Origin of the sequence: Flavobacterium filum DSM 17961, from assembly GCF_000425465.1 — a bacterium.
Taxonomy (GTDB): Bacteria; Bacteroidota; Bacteroidia; order Flavobacteriales; family Flavobacteriaceae; genus Flavobacterium; species Flavobacterium filum.
On the sequence record NZ_AUDM01000013.1, the window covers coordinates 106,533 to 130,215 of the forward strand.

23 protein-coding genes are annotated in these 23,683 nt (G+C 33.4%); 7 read left to right on the forward strand and 16 right to left on the reverse strand.

Annotated features, from left to right (window positions below; genetic code table 11):
- The first annotated feature begins 14 nt into the window (after positions 1-14).
- Positions 15-947 (forward strand): CPBP family intramembrane glutamic endopeptidase, encoded by a 933-nt coding sequence (locus H601_RS0109525; RefSeq protein WP_026711304.1) that lies wholly within the window; start codon positions 15-17, stop codon positions 945-947.
- Complete coding sequence (locus H601_RS0109530) at positions 940-1,998, forward strand: AMP-binding protein (protein WP_026711305.1); 1,059 nt, start codon at positions 940-942, stop codon at positions 1,996-1,998. The genes H601_RS0109525 and H601_RS0109530 overlap by 8 nt, the downstream gene beginning before the upstream one ends.
- A 94-nt stretch (positions 1,999-2,092) precedes the next feature.
- On the opposite strand, the gene H601_RS0109535 is transcribed toward H601_RS0109530, so the two are convergent.
- Positions 2,093-3,703 (reverse strand): M1 family metallopeptidase, encoded by a 1,611-nt coding sequence (locus H601_RS0109535; protein WP_026711306.1) that lies wholly within the window; start codon positions 3,701-3,703, stop codon positions 2,093-2,095.
- A 386-nt stretch (positions 3,704-4,089) separates the two neighbouring features.
- On the opposite strand from H601_RS0109535, the gene katG reads away from it, so the two are divergent.
- A complete protein-coding gene (gene katG / locus H601_RS0109540; RefSeq protein ID WP_051220715.1) occupies positions 4,090-6,288 on the forward strand; it encodes a catalase/peroxidase HPI in 2,199 nt (732 codons plus the stop codon).
- 230 nt (positions 6,289-6,518) lie between these two features.
- Here katG and H601_RS0109545 read toward each other — a convergent pair whose 3' ends face one another.
- Together H601_RS0109545 and H601_RS0109550 are read right to left on the reverse strand one after the other, a co-directional pair.
- Complete coding sequence (locus H601_RS0109545) at positions 6,519-6,887, reverse strand: hypothetical protein (RefSeq protein ID WP_026711308.1); 369 nt, start codon at positions 6,885-6,887, stop codon at positions 6,519-6,521.
- A 62-nt stretch (positions 6,888-6,949) separates the two neighbouring features.
- The gene (locus H601_RS0109550) at positions 6,950-7,399 is read right to left on the reverse strand and encodes a GNAT family N-acetyltransferase (protein ID WP_026711309.1); all 450 of its coding nucleotides are present in this window, start codon (positions 7,397-7,399) and stop codon (positions 6,950-6,952) included.
- Between the two features lie 249 nt (positions 7,400-7,648).
- On the opposite strand from H601_RS0109550, the gene H601_RS0109555 reads away from it, so the two are divergent.
- On the forward strand, positions 7,649-8,095 hold the full coding sequence (locus H601_RS0109555) for a hypothetical protein (protein WP_026711310.1): 447 nt from the start codon (positions 7,649-7,651) through the stop codon (positions 8,093-8,095).
- Positions 8,096-8,279: 184 nt separating this feature from the next.
- Positions 8,280-10,376, forward strand: a complete 2,097-nt coding sequence (locus H601_RS0109560; RefSeq protein ID WP_026711311.1) for an outer membrane beta-barrel family protein — start codon at positions 8,280-8,282, stop codon at positions 10,374-10,376.
- A gap of 44 nt (positions 10,377-10,420) precedes the next feature.
- Here the strand turns inward: H601_RS0109560 and H601_RS0109565 are convergent, their stop codons facing one another.
- The 11 genes from H601_RS0109565 to H601_RS0109620 form a co-directional block, all read right to left on the reverse strand.
- A complete protein-coding gene (locus H601_RS0109565) occupies positions 10,421-11,278 on the reverse strand; it encodes a hypothetical protein (protein WP_026711312.1) in 858 nt (285 codons plus the stop codon).
- A gap of 244 nt (positions 11,279-11,522) precedes the next feature.
- A complete protein-coding gene (locus H601_RS0109570; protein WP_051220714.1) occupies positions 11,523-11,954 on the reverse strand; it encodes a nuclear transport factor 2 family protein in 432 nt (143 codons plus the stop codon).
- A 119-nt stretch (positions 11,955-12,073) separates the two neighbouring features.
- On the reverse strand, positions 12,074-12,595 hold the full coding sequence (locus H601_RS0109575; protein WP_026711314.1) for a hypothetical protein: 522 nt from the start codon (positions 12,593-12,595) through the stop codon (positions 12,074-12,076).
- 213 nt (positions 12,596-12,808) lie between these two features.
- The gene (locus H601_RS0109580; protein WP_026711315.1) at positions 12,809-14,218 is read right to left on the reverse strand and encodes a serine hydrolase domain-containing protein; all 1,410 of its coding nucleotides are present in this window, start codon (positions 14,216-14,218) and stop codon (positions 12,809-12,811) included.
- A gap of 162 nt (positions 14,219-14,380) precedes the next feature.
- A complete protein-coding gene (locus H601_RS0109585) occupies positions 14,381-15,166 on the reverse strand; it encodes a hypothetical protein (RefSeq protein WP_026711316.1) in 786 nt (261 codons plus the stop codon).
- 626 nt (positions 15,167-15,792) lie between these two features.
- On the reverse strand, positions 15,793-16,152 hold the full coding sequence (locus H601_RS0109595; protein WP_026711318.1) for a hypothetical protein: 360 nt from the start codon (positions 16,150-16,152) through the stop codon (positions 15,793-15,795).
- Between the two features lie 77 nt (positions 16,153-16,229).
- Positions 16,230-16,649: a hypothetical protein gene (locus tag H601_RS0109600; RefSeq protein WP_026711319.1), complete on the reverse strand. Its 420-nt coding sequence runs from the start codon at positions 16,647-16,649 to the stop codon at positions 16,230-16,232.
- A gap of 60 nt (positions 16,650-16,709) precedes the next feature.
- The gene (locus tag H601_RS16830; RefSeq protein ID WP_245571636.1) at positions 16,710-16,979 is read right to left on the reverse strand and encodes a DUF4844 domain-containing protein; all 270 of its coding nucleotides are present in this window, start codon (positions 16,977-16,979) and stop codon (positions 16,710-16,712) included.
- Positions 16,942-17,148, reverse strand: coding sequence for a hypothetical protein (locus H601_RS16835; protein ID WP_245571637.1), 207 nt, complete (start codon positions 17,146-17,148; stop codon positions 16,942-16,944). The genes H601_RS16830 and H601_RS16835 overlap by 38 nt, the downstream gene beginning before the upstream one ends.
- A 784-nt stretch (positions 17,149-17,932) precedes the next feature.
- Positions 17,933-18,784, reverse strand: a complete 852-nt coding sequence (locus tag H601_RS0109615; protein ID WP_026711321.1) for an AbiJ-NTD4 domain-containing protein — start codon at positions 18,782-18,784, stop codon at positions 17,933-17,935.
- A 102-nt stretch (positions 18,785-18,886) separates the two neighbouring features.
- Positions 18,887-20,557: a pseudouridine synthase gene (locus tag H601_RS0109620; protein WP_026711322.1), complete on the reverse strand. Its 1,671-nt coding sequence runs from the start codon at positions 20,555-20,557 to the stop codon at positions 18,887-18,889.
- 299 nt (positions 20,558-20,856) lie between these two features.
- Between H601_RS0109620 and H601_RS0109625 the strand changes: the two genes are divergently transcribed.
- Positions 20,857-21,240 carry an HU family DNA-binding protein gene (locus tag H601_RS0109625; RefSeq protein ID WP_084139967.1) on the forward strand — a complete coding sequence of 128 codons (384 nt, stop codon included), beginning with the start codon at positions 20,857-20,859 and terminating at the stop codon, positions 21,238-21,240.
- Between the two features lie 177 nt (positions 21,241-21,417).
- Here H601_RS0109625 and H601_RS0109630 read toward each other — a convergent pair whose 3' ends face one another.
- Positions 21,418-22,083, reverse strand: a complete 666-nt coding sequence (locus tag H601_RS0109630; protein ID WP_026711324.1) for a hypothetical protein — start codon at positions 22,081-22,083, stop codon at positions 21,418-21,420.
- Between the two features lie 309 nt (positions 22,084-22,392).
- A complete protein-coding gene (locus H601_RS0109635; RefSeq protein ID WP_156900381.1) occupies positions 22,393-23,406 on the reverse strand; it encodes a tetratricopeptide repeat protein in 1,014 nt (337 codons plus the stop codon).
- 48 nt (positions 23,407-23,454) lie between these two features.
- Here H601_RS0109635 and H601_RS0109640 point away from each other — a divergent pair.
- A partial coding sequence (locus H601_RS0109640) for a transposase (protein ID WP_026711326.1) occupies positions 23,455-23,683 on the forward strand: 229 nt, incomplete at its 3' end.

Genomic DNA, 23,683 nt, shown 5'->3' on the forward strand with positions numbered 1-23,683 from the left:
AAAAAATCGTTTGTATGTATATAGAACAAGTTAACAACAAAAAATTTAATATAATTCTCTATTTGCCTATTCCTTTGGTATTCTTGGGGTTAGTTCTCGTAAACTTTATTACAACCTCAGATGTTAATACTGAAGAACTGCTACAAATGATTATAGATAAGTTTGGCACCAATCTTACTTTTGCCCTTATGGTAGGTCAATTGGCATTTTGTTGCCTTGTTTTATTATTGTGGGTCAAATTTATTCACGGTCAAAGCATTACCAGCTTAACCACTTCAAGAGAAAAAATTGATTGGAAACGCGTGTTTTTCTCTTTTTCTGTTTGGGGAGGCTTTACTGCAATCACAACCCTTATTCTGTATTGGTTGTCACCTGAGAATTTTGTCATCAATTTTGATCCTATCAAATTTTTTCCTTTTTTACTATTAGCATTATTGCTCATTCCTTTGCAAACCAGTTTTGAAGAATATTTTTTTAGAGCGTATTTAATGCAAGGTATTGGAGTAGTTACTAAAAGTAGATTAATTCCTTTACTTATAACATCAATTACATTCGGATTAATGCACATTGCCAATCCGGAAGTAGGTAAGCTAGGAATGATCATTATGGTCTATTATATAGGAACCGGTTTCTTTTTAGGCATTATGACGTTAATGGATGAAGGTTTAGAATTGGCGTTGGGTTTTCATGCGGCCAACAACTTAATCGGAGCACTATTAGTAACGGCAGATTGGACCGCTTTTCAAACACATTCTATCTTAAAAGATGTATCTGAACCATCCGCAGGGTTTGATGTTTTGTTTCCGGTTTTGGTCATTTTTCCGATTCTTTTGTTTATTTTTGGTAAGAAATACAAATGGACAAACTGGAAAGATAAACTAACCGGAAAAGTCCATGAATATTTACCGCAAAATGATCAAATTAATACTATAGGAGCAAATGATTGATACTGAAATTACCTATCATAACGTACACAATAAATTCAAATTAAACGGTTTTCACTTAAATCGTGAAGAGCTTTGTACGTTTGCATATAGCTTCATCAAAGAAGGGGAGGATTTTGAAAAACCTGTTGGCGATTTCCTTTTGGACTGGTTTGATGATAAAAGCTATATCGAAATGAATACTTCCGGCTCAACCGGTAAACCCAAATTAATCAAAGTTGACAAACAAGCAATGGTTCGGTCGGCTTTGGCTACCGGAGATTTTTTTGATTTAAAACCGGGTGATAAAGTACTTCATTGCTTACCTGCCAATTATGTAGCCGGTAAAATGATGTTGATACGCGGATTTATTTTAGGATTAGAAATTGATTTCGTAGCTCCAAGCTCACATCCATTAGCGAAGATTGATTATGATTATGACTTTGCAGCTTTAGTACCTATGCAGGCTCAATATTCATTAGACAAATTAAAACATGTTCGTAAAATCATTATTGGTGGAGCGAAAATCACTAAACCTTTAGAACAAAAATTACTGAAAATTAAATCAGAAATTTATGAAACCTTTGGAATGACGGAAACCATTACGCACATTGCCGCCCGTAAAATGGGAGAGGAGGCTTTTACCGTTTTTCCAAATGTAATGTTGTCGTTGGATGATAAAAACTGTTTGTTAATTAAAGCTCCTTCTGTTTCTCTGGATATTATTGAAACGAATGATATTGTAGAAATGGTCTCTGAAAACCAATTCATTTGGCTAGGTAGATACGATAATGTAGTTAATAGTGGCGGAATCAAATTAATTCCCGAACAAATTGAAGAAAAACTTGCCACCCGAATCCCGAGACGTTATTTTGTGGCCGGTAAACCTGATCCGGTGTTGGGTGAACGACTGGTTTTAATTGTAGAAGGTGAACCTATGCCAATTGAAGAATCTGTTTTTGAAGTGTTAGACAAATACGAAAAACCAAAAGAAATTCACTTTGTGAAACATTTTGAAGAAACACCAACCGGTAAAATTGTTCGAAAAGATACGTTGGGGAAGTTTATGAGTTAAAGCTCTAGCTATTACTTGAATACTTTCAAACAAACCTGACAGGTTTTGAAAACCTGTCAGGTTTATTTTTAATCAATTTATCAGTTACTAAAAATTACTTCTTAACCGTAATCAACATTTTATTCAATGACAATTGAATGTCTTCAACAGCAGTAGCATTAGGAACTCTTACCCAATCATTACTAACCACAACACGCGAACTTTTTCCACTAGCATAATATTCAATCGGCATTTCAAAACCGGTTACATCAGTGTTCCATCTAGCTTCTATTTTCTTTTTTTCCACTCTAAATTCTAATTCCGGTAGGTTTTTATATTTCAAATATTGTTCAAAAATAGGAGTTAAGTTTAATCCTGACTCTTTAGTAAAAAAGTCCACCACATCTTTCGTTTCAATGATTTGATGACGATAAGTTTCAGCATATTTACGTAACATTGTCCACCATTTCTCATCATTATTAACAATATGACGAATAGTATTAAGCATTAACGCACCTTTATAATACATGTCCGAATTTCCGGTTTTGAAATTTACGCCAAACTGTCCAATAATCGGTTTTCTATTACCTACCATCCGTTTTTGACCGTTGATATAGCTCATGGCATTTTCATATCCAAACTGACATTCTACAAATACCGATTCGGTGTAAGTTGTAAAACTTTCGTGAATCCACATGTCGGCTATGTCTTTAGAAGTGATGCTATTGCCAAACCACTCATGTCCGGTTTCATGAATGGTGATATAATCAAAAAGTAGTCCCACACCGGTGCCGGTCATGTCATTTCCCATATATCCTTTTAGATACTTATTTCCGTAAGCTACAGCACTTTGATGCTCCATACCTAAATAAGGAGTTTCAACCAACTTAAAGCCATCTTCTGCAAAAGGATAACTGCCAAATTTCGATTGAAAACAATCCATCATCGGTTTGACTTCTTCAAAATGTTGTCGTGCTTTGGCTTCATTTTCCCGTAAAACATAATAATCCAAATCCAAACCCTTGTGATGATCATGAATATGCACATAATCAGCCACGTTAATCACAATATTATAATTGTTAATCGGACTTTTTACTTCCCAGTCCCAACGCGTAAAACCATTTTTAAGGTCTTCTTTTCCTAAAAAACGACCATTGGAAACATTCATTAAGCCATTAGGAACCGCTACTTTCACCGATGCTCCTCTATCCGGTTCATCCGTTTGGTGATCTTTCACCGGATACCATAAACTTGCACCTGTTCCTTGTACGGCAACTCCAATAAAATCTTTTCCGTTACTGTCTTTTTTCCAAACAAATCCACCGTCCCAAGGAGCATTTTTGGCAACTAATGGCGAACCTGAATAATAAAATCGAAGGGTTGTTTCAGCAATGACATGTAATTCGTTAGGAATATCAATAAATACAGCATCTAATTCTCTAGTATAAGAAAGTTTGCTTTTTTGAAGTACAATACTATCCACTTGCATGTTCTCAAACAAGTCAATCTGTATTCGTTTAGAAGGTTTGACCCATTTATAGGTTATATCATTGTATCCTGATACTGATTTCGTTTCAGGTTGAATAATGATATTCAAATCATAGCGTTGCACATCAAAAGCAGTTCGTTCCGGTCGTAGACTTCCTTGTAACGAATCTCTTCGGGTGAAATTTTGACCGGTTGAAATAAAAGTGACGAATAAGCAAATGACATAAAAATGTTTCATGATACTATATATTGATACTACAATATTAAATCAATTCACGGAATACTTATCAATTTTATGATTTTTTTGATAAAGTTCTAATTTCATGTGATATTTAATGAATCCAAGAAAAGAGGAATTTAAATTTTAATATAGATAAAATCTATTCGTTTTTATTTTTGAATAGAAAATGATGTATTACTTTAGTACCGCAATTAATAACTAAATGTAAACTCGTTTGTAACGTTATTTAATTGCTAAATAAAGAAAAATCCATTATTTATCGCTTTAATTTTCGTAAATTTATAGGCATAAATGATATCAAGATTCAAAACAAATTAATAAACAATAAATATAGTATTATGAACAATTCAACTGAAGGAAAATGCCCTCATCATCATCAAGCAATGGGATATGAAGCTACTCCATCGCCTTCTGCATCCGGAAAATGTCCTGTGATGCACGGAGCCAATTCAAATGCAAATCAGTCTGTAATGGAATGGTGGCCAAAATCATTAAACTTAGACATTCTTCACCAACACGACAAAAAAACCAATCCACTTGGAGAAGATTTTAATTATGCCGAAGAATTCAAAAAATTGGATTTAGAAGCATTAAAGCAAGATTTAAAAAACCTTATGACTGATAGTCAGTCTTGGTGGCCTGCAGATTGGGGTCACTATGGAGGTTTGATGATTCGCTTGGCGTGGCATGCAGCTGGAACATATAGAGTAGCTGATGGTAGAGGAGGAGCCAATACCGGAAATCAACGTTTTGCTCCTTTGAACAGCTGGCCTGATAACGGAAACTTAGACAAAGCCCGTCGTTTATTATGGCCAATCAAGAAAAAATACGGTAACAAAATTTCATGGGCCGATTTAATGATTTTAGCCGGTAATATGGCGTATGAATCCATGGGCTTCAAAACATTTGGTTTTGCAGGTGGTAGAGAAGACATTTGGCATCCTGAAAAGGATATCTATTGGGGTTCAGAAAAAGAATGGCTTGCACCATCCGGTAGTGAAGGAACGCGTTATTCAGGTCAACGCGATCTTGAAAATCCTCTTGCAGCTGTAATGATGGGATTAATTTACGTGAATCCGGAAGGAGTGGATGGAAACCCTGATCCTCTAAAAACAGCTCGTGACATGCGTGTTACTTTTGAACGTATGGCCATGAATGATGAAGAAACAGTTGCTTTAACTGCCGGTGGTCACACGGTTGGTAAAGCTCACGGAAATGGAGATGCTTCAGTTCTAGGCGAAAGTCCGGAAGGTGGAGATATCAAAGACCAAGGTTTTGGTTGGATGAATCCAAAAGGGAACGGAAACGGTACAGATACGGTTACTTCCGGTTTAGAAGGAGCGTGGACTACTCATCCTACTGTTTTTGACGATGAATATTTCCATTTATTATTTAAATACGATTGGGAATTGAAGAAAAGTCCGGCAGGTGCATGGCAATATGAGCCAATTAACATAGCCGAAGAAGACATGCCAATCGATGCTCATAATCCGTCAGTTCGCAGAAATCCGATTATGACAGATGCGGATATGGCCTTAAAAATCGATCCGGAATACCGCAAAATATCGGAACGTTTCCAACAAGACCCGGCGTATTTCCGCGATGTATTTGCAAGAGCTTGGTTCAAATTAACGCATAGAGATTTAGGACCAAAATCACGCTACCTTGGAGCAGATGTTCCGGCAGAAGATTTGATTTGGCAAGATCCGGTACCAACAGTTGACTACACATTATCAGCTTCAGAAATTGAAGAATTAAAGTCTAAATTATTGAACTCCGGTTTAACTAGAGCTGATTTAATCAATACAGCATGGGATAGTGCCAAAACATTCCGTGGGTCTGACTTTAGAGGAGGTGCGAATGGTGCACGCATTCGTTTAGCTCCTCAAAAAGATTGGGTTGGAAATGAGCCCGGTCGTTTGCAAAAAGTAATCAACACCTTAACCGAAATTCAATCCGGATTGGCTAAAAAAGTAAGCTTGGCTGACTTGATAGTGCTGGGTGGTTCTGCTGCGATTGAACAAGCAGCCAAAGACGGTGGTTTCAACATCACGGTTCCTTTTACTCCCGGTCGTGGTGATGCATCACAAGAAATGACCGACGTGAAATCATTTGCTGATCTTGAGCCATTGCACGATGCTTTCCGTAACTTCCTGAAAAAAGATTATATCGTTGCTCCGGAAGAAATGATGTTAGACAAAGCTCAATTACTTGGTTTAACTGCACCGGAAATGACTGTTCTTTTAGGTGGAATGCGAGTATTAGGCACTAACTATGCCGGAACAAAACACGGTGTTTTCACCCACAATGAAGGCGTTCTATCAAATGATTTCTTTGTTAACTTAACCGACATGAGCTACAGTTGGAAACCGGTTGGAGAAAACCTTTACAACATTGTTGACCGTAAAACCGGAGCTACCAAATGGACCGCAACGCGTGTGGACCTAGTATTTGGTTCTAACTCGATATTAAGAGCGTATGCTGAAGTGTATGCCCAAGATGACAACAAAGAAAAGTTCGCTCGCGACTTTGTAAACGCTTGGGTTAAAATCATGAATGCTGATCGTTTTGATGTGAAATAATTCCACTTAACATAAATTACCCTGAAAAGCAACTCGGAAACGGGTTGCTTTTTTTATTTTGGGTTGACGGTTGTCTGAACTCAGTTTTCCGACAATCTAAAAGTAATAAAAAGATTTCCTAAATTTCTATCTTTCCTTAATAAAGCTTAATTTCTTAATGGTTTAAGGATTAATGCAAATAAATCTTCGTGTTCTTTTGTGCCTTCTATGTGCTCCTAGTGGTTACAACTCTATTGCTTTTTAAACCGAAAAATCATCACTACTATTATCCAAAAGGGAAGTGTAGATAACAAAATTGTCCACTTTAGGCTTAACAATCCTACTATTGTCATCATTCCAAAAAGAATACTCATACATGCAATACCAATGTACGTTAGCTTTTTGGAAGGAATGGATTGAAACAACGTAATAAAAATGAGCATTTGTCCCAAAAGCGGTAACAAAATAAAAGGATGCACTATAGCAAGCGGATTAGAGAATACTTTAGCTATTACTTCCCATTCCACCTCAAATATAAAGGAATGATTGTCCTTTCCCCATTCTAAGTATCCAAAAAAAGAGGTAATAAAAAGTAAAATATTGAATTGTTTTTTTGACATATAAAGTTTATAAATAATAACTTCTCTTTACATTAAATTTAAATCAAACTACACATTTAGAATTATAATACTTTTTCAAAACATACACTATTTTCTATACCGGTATATTGTCCGTAATTAGGAATGACAGTAAACAGGTTTTTCTTGTAAAGCCCGATAGCTTCAGGTTGATTGACACCGGTTTCCAGAATGCATTTGGAATACCCCATTTCCTTTGCCCAACTTTCTAATACTTTTAAAATCATAGAAGCAATACCTTTTCCTCTTTTATCCAAAGGCACGTACATGCGTTTGATTTCCATTGTGTTTGTATCATATTCTTTCAAAGCTCCACAACCCACCGCAATCTCTTTTTCAAAAACTACAATCACATGTTTAATTGTTGTAATTTTATTGAATTGATCATAAAAGGCATGTTCGTCACCATCTCTAATGGCTAATTCTTTATCGAGTTCAATGACTAATTGTTGAAAGGCTTTGTTATCTGAATTTGTTTTGATGATGGAATACATATTTTTCTTTTTGTATTAGAATAGGATAATTAACTAATAATATTTATCAAATATAAATTACTTTTATTAAAGCTGAAAAAGTAATTTCTTTGATTTAAATGTGGATTGCAAGTGTTTTAGTATTATTAATTAGCTTTTATTTCATCATTTTTCACTCCCTTGACATTCTACTTTGTTAATTATTTCTACTTTGTTTATCTAAAAATTTTTACTTTTATAATTCAAATTAAAATTTAAACATTTATTAAAATGAAAAAATTTATCATCACCATTTTAGCTGTTTTTAGTGTAACAGGTATTTATGCCCAAACCTATGAATTCAAAATTGTCACTAGTGTTGAATCTATTGTACCTGGTGGATTGGGGAGATCTAGGGTTATTGAAAATAATGAAGAAAGAGATTTTTCTCCAGTGATGGCAAGTAATGCCGGACGACAAAAAGACACAAAAAGTAGAAAAGAAAATAAAGCTGAAAACTTTAAAGAAACCAACTTATTAAATTTTTATTCGATGGTTGGTATAAATTTTCAAAACATAGCCAGCAATGATGCCATATTATCAAGTATGCTCAATGCCTATGCTCAAGAAGGGTGGGAATTGGCTTTTGTAAGCAGTGGTGTAGAAAGTGATGCCGGAAAAGATGATGGTTCAGGAATATTTATAACTAGATATGTTTTTAAAAGAAAAAAAGAATAATTCGAATGTTGATACACAATAAAACCAGTTAAATTACTAGTTTTTTTATTTTAATTGAATAGATTAAAATAATACTCTTAGCGAAATAAAATCAATAAAAACCAAAATATAAATACTACATTTGACGACTATAACATTAAGGAAATTCTTTCTATTTTTGGATACTAACAACCTAACTATTTTCATGAAAAACATTTTTATTTTTAGTTTAATTATCTTTTTTCAATTTTCATTTGCACAAGAGGAAACCAAAAAAGATAGCATTTTACCCACTGAATTGAAAGAGGTTGTCGTTCAATCTAAAAAGAAAAGTATAGAACAAAAAGCCGATCGAACCATCTTTAATTTTTCTGAACAAAGTCATTTAAATTCCGGTTCGGTGATGGAAGGATTAAAAAAATTGCCCGGATTGATAGTTTCTGATGTAGCAGGCATGATGTACCAAGGAAAACAATTGGAAGTTTTTATGGACAATCGACCTTTAAATATATTTTCCAATGAACTTACTTCGTATTTAGAAAGTCTTCCGGCTAATTCGATTGAAAAAGTAGAAATTATCACTCAACCCGGTGCCGAATTTCCGGCTACCTCCGGTGGAGCCATTATCAATATTGTTACTTCTAAAAACGCAAAAAAATACCTTTCTGCAACGTATTCAAACGGATATAGTTATACAAAATACACAAAATCAAGGCATCGTTTTAATAACAGTGTGTTGTTAAACGCTCGAAATAAATGGTTTGGCTGGCAAATTCAATTGGGTCAAAACTTCAATCAAGGCTATCAACGCACTAATTTTAGAAATGAAAGTTTTGTTTTATCGCAAAATACAACCGATAGAGAAAATCGCTTCTACTTCTTTAAAACCGGTTTGAAATTCGATTTAAAAAAAGACCGTTTATTGGTCAATTATGATTTTACTACTTCCAACAACAATGCCTTAATTGATGCCAATGGTTTTGGCTTTACAACCAGTGATGTCAGTAAAAACAAACTCAACCGAAATGACGTTGCTTTAAATTATCAAAAGCGATTTGACGATGCAACTAAAAAGTTAGACTTTCGGTTCAACATCAATTCGGTAGATAATCAATTTGATTTAACCAACAGAAGTGTTGGAAATTCAGTTTTAGACAATGGTTTTGATCAGTTGTTCTATCAATTCAGAACCGATTATTCACAAGAGTTTTCGTTTTTAGAAAAGACCAAGTTTTCAACCGGTGTGTTGGCAGATCAATTGGAATTTGAAGCACAAAATGAAGGAAGTACCAATTTGGATTATCAACGTACGACTTTTGCAGCCTACACTGAATTTCAATCGACGTATAAAAAATTTGATTTTGTAGTAGGCGGAAGGTTAGAATCGTATAGCATAGACGGAACAACCGATACCGATGATTTGATTCCGTTTAAGCAAACACGCTTTTTTCCGAATGCAAGTATTCAATACAACATCATTCCGCAAGTATTTGTAAATGCCAATTACAATAAAAAAATTAGTTTACCTAATACGGCTTCATTAAATCCAAATAATACCAGTTATCAAAATCCAAATGTGAGCTTTTTTGGCGACCCAAATTTAGAGCCAACTATTTTTGATAATTATGAAGTAAAAATCAGTGCTTTTGAATATTTTTATGTGAGTTATTCTCGAAGTGACGCCAATAACCAAGTGATGAATCGCATCATTACAAATGGCGATGGTGCGGCTAGTATTTCTGAAAATATTCCGCAAGTAACCATTCATAATTTTAATTTTGGGTTACCGATTCCGTATATGTTGTTTACGAAAGGCTTAACCGAAACCTTGAAATTTGATTTTAATCCCGACGAAATCAACTTTTTATACTTGTATGTGGGTCACCAAAAGCATATTTTGCCGGATGTAACCAACAAAGGTTTGTGGTTTTTTAATGCCATGTCGCAAATCGTTTTGCCCGGTAAAATTACGTTTACGGCAAATTATAACACTTCTTCTACCGGTGGAAACTATTTCTATTATGAGAACCGTGTGCCTTTTGGTCAACAATTTGATGTAACATTTACTAAGAAATTTTTAGATAATAATTTAGCTATTTCGGTGTATTGCAATGATGTTTTTAACACCAACGAACAAGGATTTAATGCTTTAGGGACAAATTTAGTCTATGCCAGTAAAAACGATACCCGACGTGTAGGCATCACCTTAAATTATAAAATTCCAACCAAAAATAAACTTGCGAAAGAGGAAAGCAATATCTTGAACAATGATAAAAAAGAAGAAAATTCGATTGTTAATTAATTGTTTTTGGTTTACCAAATGAGATGAATTGTAGGGAGGGGTATCTAACGATTGTAATATCTTATTCTTGCATCAACTTGTCTTTTAACATGTATAAGTTCTTTTTCTGTTGTCATTCCACTCCCGATTTGTTCACCAATTTCCCAAAAATTATCTATGTCGTAGTTTTTATTGTCAAGCCAGTATACTGAAAAATAACGGTCACGAAAATCAACGGAAAAACCAATTGTGTTTTTATCATTGCTATAAATTAAAGATCCGCCAAGTCCTTTTTCAAAAGGTCTTAATTTGTCATAATCGTAAACAATTTTAAAGTTAAGGTCAGTTTCTAAAAATGAAAATGTCTTTTTAATCAATTCAAAAGTTGGATTTTCATACTTTCCTGATTTGTAGCCTTTAGTTTCTAGAAATATTTTATCCAGTTTATTTCTGTCAAACCACTCATTCCCATTTAGAATAGTTGGAATTGATTTTAATATCTCAAGTCCCACTTTAACAGTAGCTAACTCATATTCTGGTGGTAAATAAGGATGATGTCTATTGTGATCGTCAATGCCATTATACAAATCAATTTCATAAAAAGTATAGCAATTGTTGTTGTCCGAATAAGAAGGCTCTCGATTGTCCTCAAGTCGCTTTAGGTAAAAGTATACAGGAGTACTGTTGCGATGCAATGTAATTTCAATTTGTCGTTGTGCTTTATAGTTTGTGTATCGGTTGATGTAATATTTCGGACCGCCCGGATACTTGTCGGTTTCTTTTTGAATGGTATAAGAGTAATCAAAATCCGTTTCCAAAAACGCATAGAGCTTTCTCATTTTCTTAATGAGTTTAGTTCTATCATTTTCTAAACCATGCTTTTCTGTTAGCAATAGATTTTTGATGTATGTAATTAATTTCAATTGTCAAATTATTTTTGTTTGCAGAATCGTCAAACGATTCCGTTTTCTAATAAATAAGTTCAAATGTAACTAACTTTTACTATCAATTGTGCTAATTTTCAGATGTGTTGTTAATTCCGATAGCTTTTGGAGTTTGTATTACATTGCTATACGAAGAAAACTTAGCAAATCCTTGTCATTTATCAACCATCCCAAAAACATCCACTTAACAAATAACAATTTTCAAACAACTGAAACCCAAAACTCATTTTCGAATTACCGTAATTTTATAAATTTTATCGTTTTTTACTTCGTAAATCAGTACTAACTCTAAAATATCCGCAGAACCTTTTCTGCCTACTATGCTTTCATGGTCGATGACTTTGTTGTCAAAAACAATACGTTTTACAATGGTGGAATGCAATGTAGGCGACGACTCAAATAAGGCGGTGTACAATTTTCGTACTTCATCAAGCCCTTTAGCTGTGAGCGTATGATCAGCAAAACTGTATATCGCAATGTCTTCACTAAAGCATCGCATAAAACCTTCAATATCTCTGTTGTTATAATAATCTAAATTCATCTGAACTACTTGTTCTGTACTACTGTTTTGTGCCATTGTTGTTGTTGTAAACATTGAAAGGAATAGTAGGGTGAGATAGATTGGTTTCATTTTAAAAGTAATTGTTGCTTTCATATTTAATATGTTTCTCTAAGCTATTCGCATAGCATATGGTATAAACGAAGACTTATGAGGGCAAGGGAAATATACTATTACTGAGGATTTTATAATATAAGTTAGAACGTGTAACAAATTTACACCGTTTTATTCGACTCAAATTTATTTTTGTAATATTCGCTTTCAATTGATTTTACATTTAACTTAGGAACAAGTATCAATACTAATCCAATTACAAACAAAACGATGAATAATCCTAATAGTATCAATACGATTATTAATCCGATAAACATATTACCAAAACCCTCTAAAACAGCGGAATAAATATTGTCTGAACTTACATTACTATCAAAAACTTCTGAAGTCATAGTAATAATTGTAAAAACCAGTAATACAATTGCTAATGTTGCAATAAACCAAGTATTTACAGGAATCATATATTTCCAAATGTACCAATTTTTAGGTAGTTCAGTTTTACCATTTAAACGAATTTTTCTATTGTACTTCCAATTACCAAATCCATATAAGGGAAGAAAAATTAACAACAAAAATTCTTTACTTTCTTTAATTCCTTTTTCAACAGCAAAATAGTTAAAACTGAAATATAAAACGCCTATGCCAATCTGAAACAAAAGGTAAATGATGATTAAATATTCCATATTTTATTTTTTTTAAATACTATATAATATCAAATATAGACTATTCAATTAAATTTTTAGAATATATTTATTACTTGAAAGCAAATTAAAAAAAATTAATTTTTGCATTTTTTTTACTTTAGGAATATTTCGAACATTTTAATTCAATTGGTGAAGTACTTAAAATAAAAAAACAAAGTTGTTATTCAACATTTCCTATTTTCTTCTTCACTTTTACTTTTTCACTCCCGTCCAATGCGATGTAAATTTTCGTCCTTCACTGTAGGAAATTCCAAAAATCTTGTTGTCAATGATGTATCCTGAATGGTAGTAAACATTGTCTTTATCGCCGGTTGTAAATGCAAAATATATGTTTTCCCAATCGGTGTTGAAATAACCACAGGTGAAGGGCGTACCATAAAATTCTCCTTTAAATTCATTGCCTTTGGTTGGCGTTAAAATAAAATCTTTGAAATAGGGTGCACTGTTGGGGTCCGGTCGAAGGTCCAATACCCAAGTCCCTTTTATGGCATCAAGATTCACGGTTTTACTGTTGTTTTCTCTCTTTTCATAGGAAGAAATAGTAGGTTTTTGTCCGGTGCTGACCCGATACAATTGCTCGGAAAGCTCATATAAATTGGTTCCGTTTACATTGTTGAAAACAATAATTGTTTTTTTATCCTCCATAGAATGAATCCAATTGGAACAAGAACCTAACAGTCCACCCGTTCTGTAAATAAAAGGCTTGTTAAAAGTACCATAACCATCAGAATACCATATACCGCCCAAGGTTGCACCGTCTAATTGTTTGTTCGGTTGGAGCAATAAGTTAGTAGTGGTTGCATTTAATAAACGATTATTGAGAAGGGCATTATTAAACGTTAACAAATCTTCAACGGTGGAATACATTGCCGCGGAACCAAAATAATTTTCAATAAAATAAGGTTCGTCTGCCGTAATTTTATTGGTGGTTTCTTCAAGGGTATAGGAGCTGCAAAGTCCGGCAATGATATCTTTGGCATTCAACATACCGGTGTTCACCATTTGTAAAGGGTTCAAAATGTTTTCTTGCAAGAGACTTGCAAAAGATGTTTTGGAAACATTCTCAATAATTTTATGCAAAATAGTATACTCTGTATTGCTGTAATTACTTTTCTCTCCCAGGGTGAAGGCTACCTTTTCACTACAATATTGATCGATAAATTCGTCAAGCGTCAAAGGCAACTGATAAGGCTTCAAGTGTAAATTTTCAACCGCATTCGGAATGCCTGAACTGTAGGTCAGCAACTGTTTAATCGTAACTCTATCTTTTGCATCACCCTTATAGGTAGGATAGTATTTTCCGAAAGGTACATTCAAATCAATTTTACCTTGCTGATGAAGTTGTAGCACAAGCACCGCTGTAAACGTTTTGGTTATAGAAGCAATTTTAAATTTTGTCTTCGCATTCATCGTTGTGCCGGTTTGTCTGTTGGAAATACCAATTCCGTTCAGGTAATCAATTTTTCCATCTGTAGCGACCAAAACAATCCCGTTGAAATTTTTTTGCGAATGATAATAATGAACTACGTCATTATACTGCTCATTTTGAGCAAATCCGATTTGAAGAATAAGGACGAAAAGAATAGAGAATAGTTTTTTCATAGTTGATGTATAGCGTATCAAATATAAGTAATTGTTTATTAAATTTTTAGCACAAATGAAAGTGTTTGCAATTCACATAGCAATTGCAAACAAATTAGGCTAAGGGAGTTGGGAGCTGGAGATAGTAAAGAATACTAAGGGAAAATGCTTTTTCTTCTCAATTTAGTATTGTCGTCCTGTTTTACTGGGGTCTTTTAGGTCTATCCAAAAAATATGAATGGGTTCTTCATCGTCTTGACGACCGTTTTTATTACTGTCTAGTTTTGCAAATACAAACATAAAGTCATTGTCTGAATCATATTCGGACTTAAAAACTGAATAATTTTCTGGAATAAGTGCTTTTTGTTGCTCACCATTAATGTCGAACAAGTAAAGTCTTCTTAGGTCTTTTAGATTAATAAATCCGTCTTTGTTGGTGTCGTCATTATAAACAGAAACCAAAAAGAAATCTCTAGTAATTGGTTTAAAATTTAGTGTATCTTTAGTAAAAGTCGGATAATAAAGTGTTTTAACTAAAACTGGTTTCTCAAAAAAGTTTTTTTGTTTATTTTCTTTAATGTCATAATGCGAAATATTCACCAAATTATATCCATAAACTGCTTGAAGTCCCGGCATAAGATTGTTATTCCAATTATTTCCTTTGTTTTCTTCGGTCTCTTCGTATCTGTAATGAAAATTGTTTGAACCAATGAAAGTCGAATTGTCTTCTTTGTTCACATTTACTTTATAAATAGTTGTCAACCGAACGTTTGGAACGCCTGTTAACAAAACGCTACTTGGTCGTGTGTCAATCTTCAAAGAATCACTGTTTAGTCCGTTGGATTGGTTGTTCTCAGAATTGTCTGAACTTGAACCTACCTGAAAACCTTTTTCATCAAGTTTTCCGTTTGAACAACTTGCCATTACATAAACTATTGTCAATGCAAAAATGGTCTGTAAATATTTCATATTATCTGTGTTTTAAAATGCTACATAACTGTCAAGTTTCCAAATCTACACAACTTTTTCAATTGCTCACAAGAATTAAATGCTGTTTTGTGGATTGAAAATGCTATTTGTAGAGTAGGTAAACTCGAATAATACAGTAAAAATTTTATATTCTTATTTTTACTCATTTATCCATTTTGAATACTCATCCCAATCTTCCAAATAAATAGTTTTTTTTCTAATATTATTTAAATCAGAGAAACCAAGTTTGGAATACCGCGGATATTCTGCCAAAGCTAGAACATCTCTACTGTCATTATTTGCTAGTTCAATATAATCATCAATTTTTGAAATATCTTTGTTTGAAAGCTTTAAAATTGCCGCTGAATTCTATTTATAGCATTTGGATTATCAGCTTTAATTCGGTTAAACTTTAATGTAATCTCATCTATATACCTAGGGAATTCTCTAGCAATTAGTCCTTCAAGTTGATTAGTTGATACTTTACCTATGGGCTGAATTCCTAAGTATTTAATTTTAAACTTCTCAAACATTGTGTAAAAATTTTTTTCTAATGACCTCTCAAAAGATTGTAATCAAATAAAGACTTTGTTAAGCTATCAGTTATATTTATTTAAATTTCACAATTAATCAATTTCTTCATCCTTAATCCAATCCTTCATTTCTGGCAAAACTTGATTTCTTATGAATTCAAAAAAGTCTGAATATTCATTTTCAATAATATTCCAATCTAGTGTATTTTTTTGAAATGTTAGATGAAAGACAATTACATTTTCACAAACATTACCATCTTTAATTTCAAATCCAGCAAATGTGTCCATGTCTTGTCTTCTTCCAAAAGTTAAAACTTCGCGATTTAAACCATGCTCTTCTTTAAACCTTTGATTACTAATTGAATTTAAATTTAATTCAACATCAAATTGCCATGGAATAAATTTTGTCAATTTTAACTTTATAAACCAAATATAAGAATTAGGAATTTCCATTTATAGAATTATTTTATTTTGAACTACTCTTCAATTCTTTTTCTATTAGAAATTAATATACCTTTATTGAGCTGTAATTACAGAAACCAATTTACAATAGTGCAAATTCCAATAATAATGCTCAAAATTATCATTCCAATAATTGTTAAACAACCATATTTAAAAGCTAAATCCTTAAAAGTTTCTCGATACGGTTTTTCTTCTTTAATTTCATTCCTACTCTCAGAAACTGGTTTTATATAAGCAATTAATTCTCCTTCAATCCACTTTTCTTTGTAACCAAAATCAATATATTTTTTTTCACTATTTTCAATTACGTCCTCAGAATCACGTGAAGCTTTCAACATCTCACAAGCAAATAATTCAAAACCATCTTTATTCGCTTTTATATGCATTTCGTCTTCTCCTTCAAGATAATAAATTCCAAAAGTTGCTTTCTCTTTTGATGCTCCAGATTCTAATTGTTCAATTATTTTATTTAATTCTTCGTTTTTCATTTTAGAAATTTATCTACTTTTTTGTGTAGTTCAACAAACTGATAAACCAGAACAATTATTTCATTTCGGTTCAAAACCATAACGAAAAGAACTCAATTGTCCATCAGAACTTTCCAAAGCAACAATATCCATGATTTCTTCTATATAACTACAAATTCTATCCAAATCTTCTGAGTCTGTTTCCAAATATATCTCAGAAAAACGTGCTAATCCAACGGCTATTTTTTCTTGGTATTTTTTATCTGTTGGATTATTTGACAAAGCCACTTCTTTAAAATCCAAAGCAATTTGATTAATCTTCTCCGTAAAAAACAGGTCGCATTTTTTCATCCGCTAAACCGGGATAGTAATTAGGGTAGGGTTGAGCATCAAATTTTTTCTTAGCAATGAATACATCAAACTTTTCCGCTGCATTTTCAGGTGTTTTCATTGGTTTTCCATTTTGTCCGCAAGCCACAAAAAACAAAAGTAAAAATACTATAAAATGGGATTTTTTCATTTAAGTATGTATAATTTCCCAAATCTACACAACTTTTTCAATTGCTCACAAAAATCAAAAGCTGTTTTGGTGTTTTAAAAATGACATTCGCAGAGCAAGTGCTATCAAAGAAGACTAAGGAGAGCTGGTTTTTATTTTCTGATTGAAACTTGATTTGTAAATGTCAACAATTATAAAGCACGAAATTAAGAGCGAACTAATCATAAAAATAGTTAAAAACTCATTTCCTATTTCTAAAATCTTTAGAATTATACAAATTGACCAAATTATGAAATTATTTAGGTTGAATATTCCACAAAGAATATAAAAGAAATTAGTTTTTAATGGATTCGTTTTATTTCTTAGATGAAAAATCAATCTGATAATTAACAAAACACAACTAAAACCAACTGCATACATTATGCTTCCAACAAACTGAAAGAACAAACCTAATGCCTCGAATATTCCTCTCTTTTCAGTGAAATAATCAAAGAATAGATACAAAGTCCAAAAGTTTATCAATATGAATGATAACGTTGAATATTTAAATATTTTTTCTCGCATTGTATTTTCTGTTGAGTTTCGCAAAACTGTTGCATAACTACTAAATATCTTCAAATCTATTTAACTTATTTAACTTTTCAACTACTATTCAAGCTTTTCCTAATAATTTCTATAACTGCTATCAAAGAAGACTTAGGGGAGCTAGGGGTGACCTTCGCAGAGCATGTGTTATCAAAGAAGACTTAGGAGAGCAAGGGAGAATTGGGGGCACCTTTGTATACTAGTCTATACCCTTCTATAGTTACAATTTTATACCTGATTTGTCTGATTTAATTATAAGGTAATTTATAAATGCACTACAACTAGTAAGCATATATATTGCATCTTCTAAATCTAAAGTTGATTCTTCAGATAACGAATGTCTGATTCCATCACTATCACTTGTATATCCATATAACTTTGAAAAACCTTGTTCTAATGCAGTATGTAGTCCTATTTTATCCTTAATAATTTTCAATGCTTTACCTAGCTCTGCTTTTTTGTCTCCTGAAATTATTTGAGCAAGACTTTCAACAGCAGAAATAGATTCTTTAATTGAATTTCTATAATCAGGCTTCATTTTATCTGATAATTTATTTAAAGAAGCTTGCAAATGAGTATTGACACTTTTTAATTTATTTGTGGCAGTATCATCTATAGCTTTTTGAATTTGTTCTATTTGATTTTCGTCAGTAATTGGAGTTAGTTCGTTTTCTATAAATCTAAAAGCAGATAATTCCCTTCCTAAAACAAAATTACAAGCATTAGTAAACTGTTTTCCATCAATAGGATCTGGGTTTTTTGCAATAAACTCTATAAAATCATAAACTTGATACCAATAAAATGAAAAAAATCTATCTCTTATATTTCGGATAACATCATAACTGTTACGAGGAATAGTATCAATTGGTTCTTTAAAAAATGAAAACCATAGATTTTCAATAAATTTCTTAAATTTTGTTGCTTGATAGTAATTACTGTCTTGAGATTTTAAAGGTGAAGCAAAATACATATCAAATAGACTCCATAAACTATTTAGTAAATCATCGTCAATGTAATCACTTTGAATTTCAACTTTTATTGTTTGTATTCCTATTCTTTCAGAAAATTTCATAATCTTGAATTAAAATTGCATGTATTTAATACTTAAGATATCAAATTTATATAATTTTCAAAAAAATAAAATAGAATTCCTTGTATTTTATCAACCTATTTATCAAAACCCAACCCCATCCATCACCTCCATCTCTTTCCCCAACACCGGGTGCCAAAACCGTAAGCGTTCCGCATGCAAATAGAGGCGGTCGGCTTTGGTGCCATATAAATCATCGCCTACAATTGGGGTGTTGAGGCCTTCGGGGTGGGCGGCGTGTACCCGCAACTGGTGCGTGCGGCCCGTGATGGGGTAGAAGTGTACCAAGGTGGTATGCTCCCGGCGTTCTACCACTTCCCATTGCGTTTTGGCGGGTTTGCCGTACTGGTAACACACCAACTGGTTTGGGCGGTTGTCCAAATCAACGCGTAAGGGTAAATTGATCTCGCCACGGTCGTGTTCAATCCTGCCGTTCAATAAGGCTACATAGCGTTTTTGCACCGTGCGTTTCATGAATTGGGCCTGTAACTGCAAATAGATTTCCGTGCTTTTTGCAAGCAACAAAATCCCGGAGGTGGACATGTCCAACCGATGCACAATCAACGGGCCGGTGGCTTCGGGAAATTTTTCTTTGTAACGCCAATACACCGAATCCTGTATCGCTTTGCCGGGCACCGATAAAAACTCGGCCGGTTTATGCACCACCGATAAATAGGCGTCGTCGTATAAAAACTTCAACTCCTTGTCTTCCGCCGGATTCTGCAACAACGGATTGTCGTCCACGTTCAACCCTACCAACATGTGGGCCAAAATGGGTTTGCATTTGCCCGTGCAAGCCGGATAAAAATGCTCGTGTTTCCGTATTTCCGACTTTGGCGATTGTCCCCACCAAAATTCAGCCAAGGCAATGGGTTGCAAGTGATGTAAATAAGCATACTGCAACAATTTCGGTGCCGCACATTCGCCCGCACTTGCCGGTGGATTGTCTTCAAAAATGGCTCCTAAACTCTTCGTTTCTCCCAACGGATTCAAAAACGCATACTGCTGAAACAATTTTTGTTGCAACGCCGCCGATTTAGCTTTGCGTTCGTCTTTCAACTGTTGCAAACGGGCTTCAAAAACCGCTACTTTTTGTTGAGCTTTCTCGATTTCCGTTTTCCAATGATGGTTCATTTGCTTTAGCTGTATGCTTTCCTGCTGGCTTTCTTTGCTCAAGCTTTTTTGCAGGGCTTTGTAGTCGTCAAAGGCTAATTCCTGTTCCGCTTTCACCCGTAATTCATCCCGACGTATTTTATTCAGGCGACTTTGTTCTTTCTTTTCGGCTTTGTCGTGTTCGGCTTGCAAAAGGGTAGTGGCCAAAGCTTGTTGACAATCGAGGTATTCCGCATCGTTTTCTAAGGCTTCAATATCGCGGTTGTAGGCATTCAGGATTTTTTCTTCTTGTTTAAAAAAGCCGTCTTGTTGGAGCATATCAAACACGGGAGGCACAAAATGACGGTGTTCGTTGCTATCGGCCAACTTTCCTGAAAATGCAGCGAGATAACCCACTTCTCCGGTAGGTTTTTGCACAACCAATACGCCAAACATTTTCCCGATGACTAACCCTTGCTGCCCTTCTTTTAATCCGAAATTGTGTTCCCAGTCGGTTTGGGTGTTCAAGTAGTCTTGCAATTCGGAAGCGGCTATTTTACTCAGTTCATGTGGTTCGTAATAAAACGGAAAGGTGAATTTTTCCGGCAAGGCAATAGCGGATATGTCGTGTTGAAACGGAATAAAGTGAGAAGGCTGCGTCATGGTGCAAAGCTAAAAAACGAAAAGTATATATCATATTTTCCGCACAACAGATATTTTATTATTTAACGTGAGTTCGACGTAAGTATATTTAAATTTAGACACGAATTACACGAATTTACACGAATCATAATTTTTAACAATTAAGTTTTACGAATTAAAATCTGATTTATCAGATTTATTGGTGTAATATTCCATCATCAATTCGTGTAAATTAGTGTAATTCGTGTAAAATGGTGAATGTCTATTTGGTTTTTATATTGAACTCACGTTAATTAATAACGCTTAACCCGCTAAAAACAATGCCGATACAATTTAAAATGGTTGCCAAACGAAACAATTTAGTGCAACCTCCGGAAGTTAACTATTATCCTTGTGCGGTGAACCAAGGCGAAGAAACCTTGGAATCGTTGGCTCAAAAAATCTGTGCCGCTTCTTCCTTAACCGAAGCGGACTGTTTTGGGGTAATGTATGCCTTATCAAATGCCATCAGTGAAGCCTTAACCGACTGCAAGATTGTACGCATCGACAGTTTAGGCACGTTTCAATTGACCTTAAAGGCAACAGGCTCACCCGAACCAACCGTCCGTGGAAAAAGCCTGATCAAAGAAAATAAAATTGTCTTTAAACCCTCAAAACGTTTAAAAGCGAAAGTAGCAAAAGCTACTTATGAACAGTTAAAATAGCTGTTGACATGTTAATGATGTGGAGTTGGGTAAACAGTTTGCTGACGTATGCTACTTTACATAGTTCTGGGTTTGGAGCCCGTCACAATCAGTTTAGCCTTTAGTTAATTGTTGTAAGACGTTTAAAGTTAGTAAATTAGCCAATATTATGCAAAATAGTGATTAACACACGTTTATTTAATTTAAAATTTTTAATTCAATTAGTAGCTGTTCATTATTAAAACCATAACAACTATTGTCTTGAAAATTGATTTCATCAATACCATTATTAAGCTTATAACTTATACCAAATGTACAACCTTTATCAGCATTTTGCATTAAATAAAGTTTACGCTCAAATAATGCTATTTTGTCTATAATGTATTTCGTAATTTTTATTTTTCCACGATTTATTCTTTTTCCGTTTTTGTAATATTCAAACTTTAAAAATCCATTTTTAGGCTTTAAAACTAGTTTGTCTGATTCAAAAATGTAATCACCCCAAATTGTATTTAGGGTCCAAACTTTATTTTTTTGGATTGATTCATTTATTAAAGATTTTTTTTCATAATCAATGAATTTGTTAACGCATAACTTTACTATCCTTAAGACTTTTGCGTTTGTAAACGTTGTGTCGATAATTTGTCCATAAATATTTCTATACTCAATTCTCAGAGTGTCAGAATAATTAAGTATAATCATTTTACTATTATCAAAATATTTTCCAGTATACTTGGTTTTATGTTCTGTCAATACATTTGGGTTAGCTATGACTAACGGAAACATTGTAAATCCATTTTCTTGACTACAATCATTGAGAATTAATTCTATTCTGTTTTGGGCAAAAGAAGAGAATAAATTCAATATAAAAATCAAGTGTATGAAATATTTTTTGCTCAAATGTGTGTTGACTAGTAAATATCCTCAAATTTATGCAACTTTTTCAACTTCTCATAAAAAACAGCTGTTGTTTTGTTATTGAAGAATTGCTGTTTTCAGAGCATGTGCTATTAAAGAAGTCATAAGGGAGCATGGGTTTTTAGAAACAGTAACTTCATCCCAAAAATAAACCTCGCTTAGAAAGCACTAGACGAGGTTGTTTTTTTATGATTTTTTTGAAAATTTAGTTGTTGGAGGGGGTTGTGCAACGGTTACGGCTGTTGTGTGCTGTATTTATTCATTTAACAGTTTATAAAATTCTGAATTTCTATACGTCTTGTCAATTTCTTTTGCTCTTTCTTCGGGTTTAAGATAGTCAAGTCGCCACGAACTCAACTCAATTTTGGTATCAAGAAAAGTAATAAAATATTTTTCATATTCGCTGTCTTTGTTTTTTACTTTTTCAATTTGATAGTTTTTAAATGCTTGTTCAAATTTGATTTTTAAATCGTCCTTTGAATATTTTTGTAGCAAAGTTTGGTATGTTAAGTTTACAAGGTCTGAATTATTTGCTAAACCATTTTCAAGTAAGTTTGGTAGTAGAGTTTCTATCGCTTTTTGTCTATCGTTTAAGCCAATGTAACACTTTGCATAAAGTTCACTCATATAAATTTCGTCTGCTGCGTATTCATTTCCACAAAAATGTCTATAAGGATATTTTTTTGTAAGGTCAAGATATTTGATTGCTTCTGTATAATTACTGTCCTTGATGAAAATATCAGCTAAGACTTTTGAAGCTCTGTTTTTATAGTTTGCATAAGGTTCTGCCATAATCCCTGAGCCAATTCCACCTTTTTCTTTGTCGTCTGCCTTACTATCTATAATTTTCTGAAAGGTTCTTTTAGCTCCTTCTTTGTTGTTCAAAGCAATTTCAATAAATCCCTTGTTATTTAAAGTTCTAAATAAAAGTTTGGATTTCGGAAAGCTGTCAATTAACTCTTGGTAGTATTCAAGTGCTTTTTCAAGAATAGTTTCCTTAATTTCAGTTGCAAGTTCTTTTTTTACTTTAATGCTGTCTTTTGAATTAATTATTTCCTCTAAATCAAGGTCTTCATCAACAAGTTGGTGTAAAACAAGCCCTTTCTCAAAAAGTAAAACATCTCTTTGAATTGTTTTGCCTTGTCCAAATAAAGTTTGTCCAAATAGAATTAAGCTAAATATTATTGTCAGTCGTTTCATTCTGTGAGGTCTTTGTAATATAGCACACAACGTCAGACTGTGAAAAAACCTCCACAATCTTTTTAACAAATATAACGAAAAACTTGTAAGAAAAACGTAAATTATGTATATTTAGTGATGCAATATATACAAGGAATTTCCCGTAACCAGTTACAAGTATCGAGTTTAGAAGATACTATATCAGCTGACAATCCTGTTCGATTTATTGACGCTTTTGTAGGTAGTATCGATTTAGAAAAATTAGGATTTACGCCAAGAGTTTTAAAATCAGAAGGTCGACCAAGTTTTGATACTCGCGTATTTTTAAAAATCTATTTATACGGCTACATCAATGGCATTCGCAGTT